General features: G+C 61.6%; 12 protein-coding genes. 3 read left to right on the forward strand and 9 right to left on the reverse strand.

Annotated features, from left to right (window positions below; genetic code table 11):
• Window positions 1–95 precede the first annotated feature (95 nt).
• A complete protein-coding gene (locus V8192_RS14545; RefSeq protein WP_341633836.1) occupies window positions 96–572 on the reverse strand; it encodes a VOC family protein in 477 nt (158 codons plus the stop codon).
• Between the two features lie 106 nt (window positions 573–678).
• Between V8192_RS14545 and V8192_RS14550 the strand changes: the two genes are divergently transcribed.
• Window positions 679–1,842: an acyl-CoA dehydrogenase family protein gene (locus tag V8192_RS14550; RefSeq protein ID WP_341633837.1), complete on the forward strand. Its 1,164-nt coding sequence runs from the start codon at window positions 679–681 to the stop codon at window positions 1,840–1,842.
• Window positions 1,839–2,909 (forward strand): phosphotransferase family protein, encoded by a 1,071-nt coding sequence (locus V8192_RS14555; protein WP_341633838.1) that lies wholly within the window; start codon window positions 1,839–1,841, stop codon window positions 2,907–2,909. Before V8192_RS14550 ends, V8192_RS14555 begins: the two co-directional genes overlap by 4 nt.
• 15 nt (window positions 2,910–2,924) lie before the next feature.
• Here V8192_RS14555 and V8192_RS14560 read toward each other — a convergent pair whose 3' ends face one another.
• From V8192_RS14560 to V8192_RS14590, 7 genes are read right to left on the reverse strand one after another with little or no spacing between them, the layout of a single operon-like run.
• Window positions 2,925–3,686, reverse strand: coding sequence for an SDR family NAD(P)-dependent oxidoreductase (locus V8192_RS14560; RefSeq protein ID WP_341633839.1), 762 nt, complete (start codon window positions 3,684–3,686; stop codon window positions 2,925–2,927).
• Complete coding sequence (locus V8192_RS14565) at window positions 3,686–5,212, reverse strand: acyl-CoA synthetase (protein ID WP_341633847.1); 1,527 nt, start codon at window positions 5,210–5,212, stop codon at window positions 3,686–3,688. The genes V8192_RS14560 and V8192_RS14565 overlap by 1 nt, the downstream gene beginning before the upstream one ends.
• Before the next feature lie 5 nt (window positions 5,213–5,217).
• Window positions 5,218–6,660, reverse strand: coding sequence for an aldehyde dehydrogenase family protein (locus V8192_RS14570; RefSeq protein ID WP_341633840.1), 1,443 nt, complete (start codon window positions 6,658–6,660; stop codon window positions 5,218–5,220).
• Window positions 6,661–6,672: 12 nt separating this feature from the next.
• Complete coding sequence (locus V8192_RS14575) at window positions 6,673–7,785, reverse strand: NAD(P)-dependent alcohol dehydrogenase (protein WP_341633841.1); 1,113 nt, start codon at window positions 7,783–7,785, stop codon at window positions 6,673–6,675.
• 46 nt (window positions 7,786–7,831) lie between these two features.
• Window positions 7,832–9,400, reverse strand: a complete 1,569-nt coding sequence (locus tag V8192_RS14580; protein ID WP_341633842.1) for a 2-oxo acid dehydrogenase subunit E2 — start codon at window positions 9,398–9,400, stop codon at window positions 7,832–7,834.
• Between the two features lie 23 nt (window positions 9,401–9,423).
• Complete coding sequence (locus V8192_RS14585) at window positions 9,424–10,398, reverse strand: alpha-ketoacid dehydrogenase subunit beta (protein WP_341633843.1); 975 nt, start codon at window positions 10,396–10,398, stop codon at window positions 9,424–9,426.
• A gap of 9 nt (window positions 10,399–10,407) precedes the next feature.
• Complete coding sequence (locus V8192_RS14590; RefSeq protein ID WP_341633844.1) at window positions 10,408–11,400, reverse strand: thiamine pyrophosphate-dependent dehydrogenase E1 component subunit alpha; 993 nt, start codon at window positions 11,398–11,400, stop codon at window positions 10,408–10,410.
• Window positions 11,401–11,573: 173 nt separating this feature from the next.
• Here V8192_RS14590 and V8192_RS14595 point away from each other — a divergent pair, with 173 nt between their 5' ends.
• Window positions 11,574–12,389, forward strand: a complete 816-nt coding sequence (locus V8192_RS14595) for an SDR family NAD(P)-dependent oxidoreductase (protein WP_341633845.1) — start codon at window positions 11,574–11,576, stop codon at window positions 12,387–12,389.
• 6 nt (window positions 12,390–12,395) lie between these two features.
• Here the strand turns inward: V8192_RS14595 and V8192_RS14600 are convergent, their stop codons facing one another.
• Window positions 12,396–12,731: a Rieske (2Fe-2S) protein gene (locus tag V8192_RS14600; protein ID WP_341633846.1), complete on the reverse strand. Its 336-nt coding sequence runs from the start codon at window positions 12,729–12,731 to the stop codon at window positions 12,396–12,398.
• Window positions 12,732–12,874: the final 143 nt, after the last annotated feature.

The raw sequence follows: 12,874 nt of genomic DNA on the forward strand, positions 1-12,874 counted from the left end.
GTTCGCTCCCGTCGGGCAGCGGGCCGTGCCAAGATCGGATGAGGATGAGTCAGACATGAAACCGAGCACCTTCCAGTTCGCCGCGAGTTCCCGAGTTACCCTTCGGAATCCGGCAGTTCGCAATATTCAATCAGCTCAATCATGTTGCCATCGCCGTCGGCCAGCAACGCCCACCGGGCCTTCATCCGGCCAATGGGCTCCGCGAGGGTAGCTTTTCCATCGAAGGTTCCCGGCTCGGCGATGACAGTCGCCCCCTTTTCGACGGCGTCGCGGTAAGCGCCGCGAGCGTCCGGCACTGTGAGAGTGATGTAGGCAAAGCCCGCCGTTGATCCGAACGCGCCGCCTTGTGCACCGGGCTTCTCGTCCATTGAATAGAGCTTGAGGTAGGAATCGCCGCAGAGATAGACGTGCAGAACGCCCCCCGGGACCGGCATGTACCCGGCATAGGGAAGTCCCAGAATGTCACCGTAGAAACGCCGCTGCCGCTCCAAGTCCACCACTACGACCCCAACATCGAGAGCTTTCTTGGCAATGCGGAACACGGGCGGAATTTCCTGTTTGGAGTACGACATTTAACTACGCGATGAATTTGGCCAAGGCAAGCGCCGCCTGGCTGCTTGACCACTTTATTCGATCGATTAAATCGGACATGATTTTCATGTCCGGAGAGGTGCGAAAGTGACCGCGAACAATTTCAACGTCGCTGAACTCGCCCAAGAGCTTGAGCGGTTCGTACGGCAGAAGGTCATCCCTCTGGAAAGCGACCCCAGATGCACTCCCCATGGGCCCAGCGACGAGCTGGTACAGGAAATGCGGGACATGGCACGCGCGGAGGGACTTCTTACTCCCCACATCCGATCGGACGGCGAGCACGTTTCGCAGCGCGAGACGGCAATGCTGCTCAAGAAAACCGGACTTTCGCCCCTTGGCCCCGTGGCGTTGAACACCGCCGCGCCCGATGAGGGCAACATGTACCTCCTGGGCCAAGTGGCGTCGGATGTTCAGAAGGACCAGTTTCTAAAGCCGCTTGTCGAGGGCCGCGCCCGATCCGCATTCTTCATGACCGAACCCGCGGAGGATGGGGGCGCCGGTTCCGATCCCTCCATGCTCAAGACCACGGCCCAGCAGGACGGAAGCGACTGGCTGATCGAGGGCCGCAAGGCCTTTATCACCGGGGCGGTCGGTGCGCGCGTCGGGATCATCATGGCGAGCACGCAGGCCGGCGCCACGATGTTTCTGGTCGAGTTGCCCAACCCGCAGGTCATCATCGAACGCGTGCTGGAAACAATCGATAGCTCGATGCCCGGCGGGCATGCCGTCGTCACGATCGATCGCCTGCGAATACCCGGGGAGCATGTGCTCGGCGTTGTCGGGCAGGGGTTTCGCTATGCCCAGCTCCGGCTGTCGCCGGCGCGGCTTTCGCACTGCATGCGATGGCACGGGGCAGCCGCGAGGGCTCAGGAAATTGCTTGTGAATATGCGTGCCGGCGGACCGCCTTTGGCAAGCTCCTGATTGACCATGAGGGCGTGGGATTCCAGCTCGCAGACAATCTTATCGATCTGAAGTCATCGGAACTCATGATCGACTGGTGTGCCGACGTCCTCGACACGGGCTCCCTTGGCACGTCCGAGAGCTCGATGACGAAGGTTTCCGTTTCGGAAGCCCTCTTCAGAGTGGCGGACCGCTGCGTTCAAGTGATGGGCGGCCGCGGGGTGAGCGGCGATACGGTCGTCGAACAGATCTTCCGCGAGATACGGGCATTCCGGATCTACGATGGTCCTTCGGAGGTTCATCGCTGGTCCCTTGCCAAGCGCATCAAGAAAACGGCGGGCGCGAAATGAGCTCTCCGAGCAATCAGCCCCAGGTCCGCGAAATTCAGGCGGAGCACGGCTTCGACAAGCTTCGGCTTGCTACCTGGATGGCCGAGCACATTGATGGCTTCGAACGCGAAATCAGCGTCCGTCAATTCAGTGGCGGCCAGAGCAATCCGACCTTTCTCATCGAGAGCCCCGGCGGCTCCTATGTGATGCGGCGGAAGCCGCCAGGGCAGCTTCTCCCGGGAGCGCACGCGATCGACCGCGAGGTTCGCGTGATGCAGGCGCTTGAGCAAACCGGCTTCGAGGTTCCCCATGTCCATGGATGGTGCGAGGATCCGAGCGTCATCGGCACGCCATTCTACGTCATGGACTACGTTGCTGGACGCATCTTCTGGGATGCGACGATGCCCGAAGTTTCTTCCGACGAGCGTTGGCAGATGTTCGATTCAATGAACGAGGTTATCGCCCGTCTGCATGGGATCGATCCCAACAGGATCGGGATCGGGGATTATGGGCGTCCGGGCAATTACTTCGCCCGCCAGATCGCCCGCTGGTCCAGCCAATATCGCGAGGACCGTGAAGCCGGCCGCGATCCGAACATGGACAAGCTCATCGATTGGCTGTCAGCGAACACTCCCGAGGACGATGCAGCAGCGATCGTGCACGGAGATTTTAGGGTCGACAATCTCATCTTTCATCCCTCGGAGCCGCGCGTCATCGCCGTTCTCGACTGGGAGTTATCAACGCTTGGCCATCCCCTCGGTGATTTCGCCAATCACGCTGCCATGTACCGAATGCCGCCCGACATCGTTGCCGGGCTGAAGGGTGCCGACCTCCAGGCACTCAATATCCCCACCGAGGAAGCGTATATCGAGGCCTATTGCCGGCGCACCGGGCGTGCCGGAATCCCCGATTACGGCTTCTATGTCGCGTTCAGCTTCTTCCGGACGGCAGCCATTTTCCACGGCATCAAGGGCCGCATTCTTCGCGGAACGGCAGCTTCTGCCCAGGCGTGCGAGCGGGTGAAGATCCTTCCCAGGCTGATGGAGATCGCCTGGGGCCAGGCGATTGCGGCGGGCGCCAAAGGTTGAGCCGCACTTCCTGTCTCAGGGAAGACTCTGCCCGTCGTCGATCTTGAATACCGATCCTGTGACAAACGCGGACTGAGGCCCGCAAAGATAAAGCATGATCGAGTCGAGCGCTTCGACAGGCATCAATCGCTGACGGTGAAACCCTGCGATCTGGGCCTTTCCCTTGTCGCTTTCGAACCAATGGTCGTTGATCTCGGTCCTCATGTATCCCGGGCACAGGACATTCACATTGATGCCCTTGTTGATCCATTCCCTGGCGAGGCTCTGACCAAGCATCACGACGGCAGCCTTGCTCGCGGAATAAGCCGACAGGGCCGGCAGCGGCAGCAATCCTCCAATCGATGAAATGAGAAGGATGCGGTTGTCGCGGCTGTCGGCAGCCATCATCCGGCGGGCAGCTTCGCGGGCCGTCAGGAACACCCCGCGCACGTTTACCGCCATGGTCTGATCGAAGTCTCCAGCCGACAGCTTCGTTGCGAGACCGGCCCCGGAGATACCCGCATTGGCGATGACGGCCCGGATCGGTCCTGCCTCGGCTTCCGCACGCTCGAAACCTCTGGAGACAGACTCTTCGTCGGCAACGTCGAGTTCGACGGCGGAGGCTTGCTGGCCGGCCGCTCTGATCTCGTTGACGATATCCGCGAGCCGGTCCCGGCGACGCGCAGCGACGATGACGTGGGAACCGGCACGTGCACAGACGCGGGCGAAATGGGCGCCGATCCCTGAGGATGCCCCGGTGATGAGGATCGGCCAGTCGTGAAGCGGCTTGTTTTCCATCAGCTGCCGCTCGACCAGTAGAGTTCGCGGATCTGGCGTTTGTACATCTTGCCATTTGGATGGCGCGGCAGTTCGGCCATGAAATCGACCTGGCGGGGTACCTTGATCCCCGAAAGCCTCTGGCGAACGAATTGCTGCAGTTCCTCGGCGAGCGCAGGACCTGCATCGCTCCAGCTCAGTGGCTGGATAACCGCAACGACGCGCTCTCCCATGTCCGGGTCCGGGGCGCCGATGACTGCCGCGTCCGCGACCCTGGGATGAGTGACAAGAATGTCTTCAATCTCTCGGGGGTAGATGTTCACACCCCCGGAAATGATCGTGAAGCTCTTTCGATCGGTCAGGTAAAGATAGCCATCTTCGTCCAGACGACCGATGTCGCCGAGGCTCGTCCAACCGTACCGGTTCCGGCTCTCCGCCGTTTTTTGTGGGTCGTTGTGATATTCGAACGGCAATCCATTGGCGAAATAGACCAGTCCCTCCGTACCGATCGGGACCGGCTCACCAAGATCGTCGCAGATTTTGACCTCGCCTACGATCGAGCGGCCGACCGAACCGGGCTTGCGAAGCCATTCTTCCGTGCTGAGGCCGGTCAGCCCGTTGGCCTCCGTACCCGCATAATATTCGAAGAGTATCGGACCCCACCAATCGATCATCGCCTTCTTGACCTCGACGGGGCAGGGGGCAGCGGCATGCACCGCCGTCCTCAGCGATGAATGGTCGTACCGCGCCCTCACTTCATCGGGGAGCTTGAGCATCCGCACGAAATGCGTGGGTACCCATTGAGCCGCGGTCACCTGGTATTTTTCGATCGATGCGAGCGCGAGCTCTGCATCGAAGTTCGAGAGCAGAACGACGGTACCGCCGAGCCGCTGCACGAGCATCGACCAGCGTAGCGGGGCCGCGTGATAGAGCGGCGCGGGACAGAGGTAGACCGTGTTCTCATCGAACCCGTAATATTCACGGGCGAGACCGGCGATTGGCGGGGGCGTATCGAGGGGCCCGTCGGGTAGCGGAGTACGCACGCCTTTTGGACGCCCGGTCGTGCCGGATGAATAGAGAAGGTCGCTCCCATGGCTCTCGTCGGGGATGGGAGTCCCCGGAAGCTCTTCGACAGCGTCTTCGTAAGACCTGAAGCCTGGGCGAACGTCGTCCAGCATCAATAGATGCAGCTCCGGGGCGCTCTTGGCCACTTCCTGCGCGACCGGGGCCAGCTCGGCCGACGTGATCAGCACTTGCGCGTTGCTGTCGGAAAGAAGGTAGGAGACCTCCGAGGGGCCGAAGCGCGAGGAAATGCAGACGAGGAACAGGCCGGAGCGCTGTGCACCCCAGGCGATCTCCAGAAATTTCGGGTGATTTTCGAGGAACACCGCAGCGACGTCGCCCCGCTTCAGTCCGAGCGAACGGAGCAGATGCGCAGCCTTGTTCGAGCCCTCCTCCAGTTGGGCATAGGTCGTGACCTTGCCCGAGGGCTGCATGATGAGCGCCGGCTTTTCGGGACGGGTGCGAGCGTGATGGCTCGGATGCATTGCCGTCATGCCGTTTCGGCGGGATCGCTCTTGCGCTTGCCCAGGCTTACCGTTTGCGGGTTCGTATATTGGAGCAGTCCCTCGAGGCCGTTTTCGACGCCGATCCCCGATTTCTTGTGACCTGCGAAGCTGGCGAATGGAGAGAGGTTCTGGATTTCATTGATCCAGACCGTGCCGGCCTCGAGCTCTGCGGCAATTTCGGCAGCCTTCGCCTCGTCTCGAGACCAGACCGAGGCGCCGAGCCCAAATATGGTGTCGTTCGCCCGGCGCACGGCTTCATCGATCTCGTCGAATTTGATCAACGGCAGCACCGGGCCGAATGCTTCTTCCTGGACGACCCGGCTCGATTCAGGAGGGTTGTCGACGATCGTTACCGGAATGAAAAAACCGCGACGTTCCGGGATGTCGCCCCCGACGAGGAATTCGTGCCCGGAAGCGCGCGAGTCCTCGATGAGGGATTTGACGCGCTCATATTGCGCCCGGTTCTGAATCGGTCCGAGCTGGACGCCCTGTTGCGACCCATCGCCGACGATAACGCGGCTGGCTACCTTCGCGATCGCCTTCTTGAGCGGTTCATAGACGTCGCGGTGGACATACACGCGCTTGGCAGCGATGCAGATCTGTCCGGAGTTGCTGAACGCCGCCCAGAAAAGCTTCTCGGCCACCTCGTCGATATCGACATCCGGTAGTACGATGGCGGGGTCGTTACCTCCAAGCTCGAGCGTCAGATGCTTCAGGCTCGCCGCGGCACTGGCCATCACGCGAGCACCGGTTGCCGTCGAACCGGTAAAGCTGACCTTGTCGATGCCGGGATGCTCGGTGATCAGGGGGCCAAGCTGGTCGCCGCCAGAAATCACGTTGAACACGCCGTCCGGAATGAGCCCGCGGAGGAGCTCGCCAAGCTTCAGCATCGTCAAGGGCGTGTAAGGAGAAGGCTTCACGACGAGCGTGTTTCCCGCAAGGAGTGCCGGCGCGATTTTCCAGATCGCCAGGAGCACAGGGTAGTTCCAGGGAACGATGGCCGCGACGACGCCAATTGGCACGCGCGTTGTCACGGACCGGCGATCGTCGCTGTCTTCATTGGTGACAATGGGAAGCTCGAGGCTTGCAACCGAATTACACCAATAAGCGGCCGCAGCGATCTCGCCGCTCGCATCGTTGTGGGGTTTGCCCTGTTCGATCGTCAGAAGCCGCATGAGTTCGTCGGCGTTGTCGGTGAGCTGGCTGGCGATCTTCCGAACGCATTCGGCGCGTTCTTCGAACGGCGTCTTTTTCCATGCTGGGAACGCGGCCTTTGCTGCGCCAACCGCTGCGTCAACTTCTTCGGGCCCGCAGTCGGGGGCCCGGGCAATCACCTCCTCCGTCGCCGGGTTGACGACGTCGAATGCCGCGCGAACGTCATAGGCCTTTCCGCCTATGGTCACTTCGAACTTCGAACGCTCTTCCATCGCCAGTGTCCCTTATTTGCCAGCCGGCATCTCGAGTACGACTTTCACGCACTTTCCGGCGTGCTGATCTTCGATCGCCTCATTGATCTTATCGAACGGAAAGCTGGTGATGAGCCGATCGAACGGAAAACGGCCCTCCCGATGGAGACGGATCAACTCGGGAATGAACTCGTCGGGATCGCTGTCGCCTTCGATGATACCCTTCACGGAAAAGCCGAAGGTGATCGCCTGTGCAATGGGGACGGAAAGCGTTGCGCCCGCGATCGACGGTACACCCACGAGACCAACGGCGCCGTGCGAGCCGAGATAGCCAAACGCGCTCTCGAGAGCTGCCGGGATTCCGCTCGTATCGAAAACAAAGTCAACGCCTCCAGGCGCAATCTCGACAACGGCGGCAGGAACGTCGGCAGCCATCGGATCGATGACGTGCGTTGCACCAAGTTCAATGGCCAATGCACGACGTTCGGCGATCGGTTCGATGAGGATTATCGGGTTGCACCCCTGAATGACCGCTCCAAGAATTGCGCTCAGACCGACGGTTCCCCCGCCAATGACGACTAGGGACGAGCCGGCGCTGCACGCCAGGGACCGCATGATCCCTCCTGCGCCGGTCTGAACGCCGCACCCGAGCGGCGCGTACGTGACGGGCGAAAGGCCCGGATCCAGCCGGACGACGTTGCGCTCATAGGCGAGTGCGTGCGTGGCGAAGGATGATTGACCAAAGAAGTTGCTCGAGATCGGCTGATCGTCCGAACGGATCGTCGTGCTTCCGTCCGGTCGCATTCCGACGAAATTCAGCTGCGGAAGCTGCCGGCAATAAGCGGGAAGCTTCTCGCGGCATCGGTCGCACTCGCCGCACGAGCGAAACGTGATCAGCACACGGTCGCCTTCGACGACCTTGGTGACCCGAGCGCCCACCCGTTCCACGATGCCGGCTCCTTCGTGGCCGAGGACAGCGGGCAAGGCGAGGCCCGTTTCCATGTCGCGGAAGACGAGGTCGGTGTGACAAACTCCCGCAGCTTCAATTCTTATCAGAATCTCATCGTCGCGAGGCTCTTCGAGCTCGACCGTCTCGAGCGAGAAATTCTGTCCCGGGTGACGCGCGACTGCCGCCTTCATTCTCATTCGTAAAACGCCTTCTGGATTTCAGGTTCTTCTCGCCGGGAATGGTTCACGCTGTTCCAGCCTCGATCGGTTCGACATGAAGTGTGATGCTCAAGTCGAGCTCCGGTTTCAGCATCGCGTGCACGTAGCAGGCCTGCTTGGCCGGCTTCATCAATGCCTGGACTTTCTCGGCGTCCGCCGAGGAGCGCACCCGCAGGCTTGCCTCGATCTTTCCGACCTTGGCGAGGTCGGGAGTCGAAATTGACCCATCCAGGCCCTCGATCGGGATCCCGCGACGTTCAGCCAGAAGCCGGAATGCGATCATCAGGCAGGATAGAAGTCCTCCAAGAACGCTCGTGACCGGATCCGGACCTTGGTCAGTTCCGCCAATTGCAGGGGGTTCATCGATGATCCATCGGTGGCCGGCCGAGTCTTCGAGCTCGCACCGCAGGCGGCGCGTTCTGGCGGTCACCTTGCGCTCGTGCGCACGCTCGGCCGTCGCGGGCTTTCCAGTGTCAAATTGCTCCAGCCGCTGGCGTACGGCAGACGAGAACTCCGCAGCCCTCAGGCCATCCACGATCCGATGATCGTAGGCGATGCTCAGCATCAGTTGGTGTCCCGTCTGGATGGCTCCGGAAACGACGCGCACCTTTTCGGTGACCGCCCCGACGAACACCAGGACAGATTCGTCTAGATTGAGGACGGGAGTCCCGAACTGTACGCCGTAGCGGCCAAGATTGGAGACGGTAAGGCTCGCACGGCGCATCGTCGAACGCCCCTGCCGCGCCTGTTCCACGGCATCGCGGGTGCGCGCCGCCACCTTCTCGAGAGAGAGGCCTGCAACCGAGGTGATGGACGGCGTTCGAAGCCCGCGTTCCGTCGCGACCGCGATGTTCACGTCGACATCGTCTGCGTAGACGATATCGTTTCCATCGATGAAGGCGTTGAGGTCGGGAAACTCGGCCATCACATCTGCGGCAGCCTTGATGATGATGTCATTGAGGGTCGCGTCGAGAAGGCCTTGTTTGATCAGCTTCTGCGCATTCACGATTGCAGAAGCGTCGACCGCGATCATCTGCACGATATGGGGAGCCTGGCTCCAGGATCGCTGCAGACGGGAAATCGCGGCGCCGTGAGCAGCACCGATCGGCTCTCGCCGGCCACCGGCACCGACCGGTTTGGCCTGCGGGGCGGCCGATTTTTCGGTCGCCAGAGCACGCTCGACGTCCTCCTCGGTAATCATCCCGTCAGCGCGACTCGGCTTCACCTTCGCCAGCGGAATTTTCCCGCGGGCTGCAGCCCTTGCGCGGGGGGACGCGGAAATCTCGGCGGCGGGTTGCTTCGAAACCTCCGCCGGTGGGCGCGCGGAGGACGCTGCGTTTTCGTCCGCGGATCTTGAGGCGGGCACAGGGGCGGCGCCGTCGGCGCTGATGAAGCCGAGTACTGCACCAACGTCGGCCTCTTCGCCCGCAGCGACACTCCGGGTCACAACGCCAGTTGCAGGCGACTCAATATCGAATGCCGCCTTGTCGGATTCGATCGTGACGAGCGGTGCGCCGGCCTCGACCTGCTGGCCGTCCTCAACATGCCAGGCGATGATCACTCCAGAGATCATCGCCTGACCGAGCTGCGGCATTAGGATTTCCAAAGGAAAGGCTCCTATTTCAACATCGCTCGTACCGCAGCCACAATCGCGTCGGAGCTCGGGATCACCCGGTCCGAGAGCGAGCGGGTTGCTGCGATAGGAATGTCTGGCGGCGCCAGTCGCGCGAGGGGCCTGTCGAGCCACTGCAGGGCTCGCTCGCAAAGAACCGCCCCGATCTCGGCTCCGACGCCGAGCGTCCTGTAGCCCTCTTCAACGATGAGGCAGGCCCCGGTCTTCTTGACCGATTCAATGACGGTATCCCAGTCAAACGGCCGCAGTGTCCGCGGATCGATAACTTCGACCGAAATTCCCTCCTCCGCCAGCGTGTCCGCGGCCTTCAGCGCTCGCTGAAGCATGAGCTGCCAGGCAACGATCGTGACCCGGTCCCCTTCGCGGCGAACTGCGGCCTTGCCGAAGGGAAGCCCCCCCTCGTCATCGTCGGGAACTTCGCCCTTGCGCTGGTAGAGCAGGCGATGCTCGAAATACATGACGGGATTGTCGTCACGGATCGCCAGCTTCAGGAGCGTTCTCGCGTCCGCGGGCGTCGAGGGCACGGCACACAGAAGGCCAGGCGAGTGCATCACATAGGCTTCGGGACAGGTTGAGTGTTCCGGTCCAGCTCCCGTACAGCCGGAAGGCAGGCGCACGACGAGCGGTATCTTGAACGCGCCCCCATGCATGAAGCGCCACATGCCGGCCTTGAGGAAGATCTCGTCGCCGGCGGTCAGCAGGAAATCCGCATATTGAAGCTCGGCCACGGGGCGCATGCCCATGATCGCTGCTCCAACACCGGCTCCTACGAGCGCGTTTTCCGAGATCGGGAAATCGAACACGCGTTCGCGGCCAAACTTCGCCTGGAGATCGTGAGTCACGTTGAAGATGCCGCCCCAGGCACCGACGTCCTGGCCGTAGACGATCACGTCCTCGTCCCGCTCAAGCTCTTCGGCGAGAGCCTGATTGATCGCCTGGGCGTAGGTTATCTCCGCCATGGGGCCGCCTCACGCGTACAAGTCAACAAAGGCGACCTCCTCATCGATTGGCGGAGCTTCCTTCACTTTGCGGACGATCTCTTCGATGGATGCGAGCACGCTCACTTCGATGCCTTCCAGCTCGGACATGGTTGAGATCCGATCGTCGAGCAGCCGTTGGCGAAGCTGAACCAGCGGATCGAGGTCTTCGAGCGAATCGCGGTCCTCCCGGTAGTCCTGCGGATCAGTGGCATAATGGCCCAGGAGCCGGACGTTTTTGATCTCGATGAGCGAGGGACCTCCTCCGGCGCGTGCCCGCGCCGCGGCGGCGGCCACGGCACCGAACACGGCATCAGGATCGTTGCCCTCGACCGTCAGTCCCGGGATGCCGTAGCCGATGCTCCGCACCGATATGTCCTTGACGGACGTGCTCTCGCTCGTCGGCACCGACACTGCCCATCCGTTGTTCTCGCAGATGAAGATGGCGGGAAGCTTCTGGAGCGCGCACCAGTTCAATGACTCATGGAAGGTGCCGCGATTGGCCGTGCCGTCGCCGAAGAAGTGCGCAACGACCTTTGAAGTCCGCTTCTTCTTGAGCGCCATGGCGATTCCGGTGGCAATGACGAAGCCTCCGCCAAGCGTGCCGCTCTGGCCGTAAACGCCGTGGGGAAGATCGACGACATGCATGATCCCGCCCTTGCCATTGTTGGTGCCGCCCTCGCGGCCCGCCATGTCGGCGAGCATCGCGTCGAGAGCGACACTCCGACCGACGAGATAGGCGATGCCCCGGTGCCCGTAGAGGAGAGGGTCATCTTCATTAAGCGCGGCCAGCGCGGCGAGCTGGCTCACCTCCTGGCCGGCTCCGGGGTGGAGAAGGGGAGGAAGAAATCCCTCCTTGGCAAGCCGGAGACTGCGGGTTTCGAACGACCGCGTCAGGAACGCTGTTTCGAAGATCCATTTGAGCTGGACTGCAGTGAGCGAGGCGCTGGTGCGATCGGCAGTCGTTGCGTGTCCAGCTTTCACCCTGTTTCCTCCCCCTCAGCCCTTTTTCAAGGGCCAGTCCCTGCGGGGCCATCATCCACCAGCGACCGATTGAAGTGACGTCAGGCTCATTTGTATAATAAGAGCCGAAAACTAATCAATCGGATAATTATCAGCGATTTGCACTGAAGTTGATCCGTGGGACGGCCCGGCCTATGACCGCTGCCGGAAGGCGCTACGCCAGTGGAGGATGCCAGGTGTACGCTCCGTTCGATCTGACTGGTAAGACTTGCTTGGTTACCGGAGGGAGCCGGGGAATTGGCTTCGGGATCGCTTCCGCTCTTCTCCAGGCCGGCGCAAATGTCGTAATTTGGAGCTGGGACCCCAAGAAGGTCTCGAGCGCGGCCGACGAGCTTCGCCGCTTCGGCGGTCCTGTCCATGCCCACCAGATTGACGTGCGCTCAAAGGAAAGCGTCGAGCAGGGTTTCGAGGATCTGCTCGAGCATTTCCCCCTCCTTGACGCAGTCTTCGTCTGTGCCGGAACGCCGCAGCCGCTGGCAAGGCTCGGGGATACTCCCGAAGAGCTCGTCCGCGAGATGCTTTCGGTTCACGTCGAGGGCGCCTTCTGGACCGTCCAGGCGGCGTGCCGCCAGTTCGAACGGCAGGCGCGCAGTGGCCGCCCGGGCGGGTCGATCGTCGGTTGCTCCTCGCTTGCCTGCCGCTTTGGAGCGCCGCTCCTTCATGCCTATGCAGCAGCAAAGGGTGCAGTCTCGAGCCTCATGTCTTCGGTCGCCGTTGAAATGGCGCGGTGGCAGGTCCGGGCAAACACGATCATGCCCGGATGGATCGAGACGGATCTCAGCCGGGAGCTTCGCGAGCGCGTCGGAGATCAGGCATTGAGGCGCATTCCGGCGCGGCGCTGGGGCCGTCCTGACGATATTGGCGGGATAGCGGTCTATCTCGCTTCCGATGCGAGTGCCTACCATACGGGCGACACGATCGTTATCGACGGCGGTTATTCGGTCGCCTGAAATCCTCTAGATCCGAGGCGCGAGCGCGACCTCGACCATGCCGTTAACGATGCGGGTCTCGAAACTGCGCAGCGGCGAATATGGAGCACTGACGCAGGCCCCGGTCCGCGTATCGAACCGCGCTCCATGCATCGGACAGACGAGGCACTCACCAATGACTCGGCCCGCCGCAAAGGATGACGCGGCGTGCGAGCAGCGGTCTTCGAACGCGAACACTCCGCTGCCACCCAATCCCAACGCCACTTTGCGGCCGGCAAGCTCCACGACCCTCACTTTCGCCGGCACCAGCTCGCCGACTGGAAGAACAGGGATGAACGCATCCGCAATGTCTTCTTTCTCCAAGGATTCCCGGACCTTCCAAAATGAGACGAACCGAATTGACGTGATTAGTTAGTGGATTAATGTAGAGACTCCAAATAAACGAGAGGCGGCTCATGGCTGACCAAGACCCTGCTTTGGGCAAAAATCGGTGGCCAGGACCCGGT

This window comes from Sphingomonas agri (assembly GCF_038148795.1).
Classification (GTDB): domain Bacteria; phylum Pseudomonadota; class Alphaproteobacteria; order Sphingomonadales; family Sphingomonadaceae; genus Sphingomicrobium; species Sphingomicrobium agri.

Coding starts and splice junctions, on each gene's coding strand:
- V8192_RS14545 (WP_341633836.1), bottom strand. CDS start 572: ATGTCGTACTCCAAACAGGAAATTCCGCCCGTGTTCCGCATTGCCAAG.
- V8192_RS14555 (WP_341633838.1), top strand. CDS start 1,839: ATGAGCTCTCCGAGCAATCAGCCCCAGGTCCGCGAAATTCAGGCGGAG.
- V8192_RS14560 (WP_341633839.1), bottom strand. CDS start 3,686: ATGGAAAACAAGCCGCTTCACGACTGGCCGATCCTCATCACCGGGGCA.
- V8192_RS14565 (WP_341633847.1), bottom strand. CDS start 5,212: ATGCATCCGAGCCATCACGCTCGCACCCGTCCCGAAAAGCCGGCGCTC.
- V8192_RS14570 (WP_341633840.1), bottom strand. CDS start 6,660: ATGGAAGAGCGTTCGAAGTTCGAAGTGACCATAGGCGGAAAGGCCTAT.
- V8192_RS14575 (WP_341633841.1), bottom strand. CDS start 7,785: ATGAGAATGAAGGCGGCAGTCGCGCGTCACCCGGGACAGAATTTCTCG.
- V8192_RS14580 (WP_341633842.1), bottom strand. CDS start 9,400: ATGCCGCAGCTCGGTCAGGCGATGATCTCTGGAGTGATCATCGCCTGG.
- V8192_RS14585 (WP_341633843.1), bottom strand. CDS start 10,398: ATGGCGGAGATAACCTACGCCCAGGCGATCAATCAGGCTCTCGCCGAA.
- V8192_RS14595 (WP_341633845.1), top strand. CDS start 11,574: ATGACCGCTGCCGGAAGGCGCTACGCCAGTGGAGGATGCCAGGTGTAC.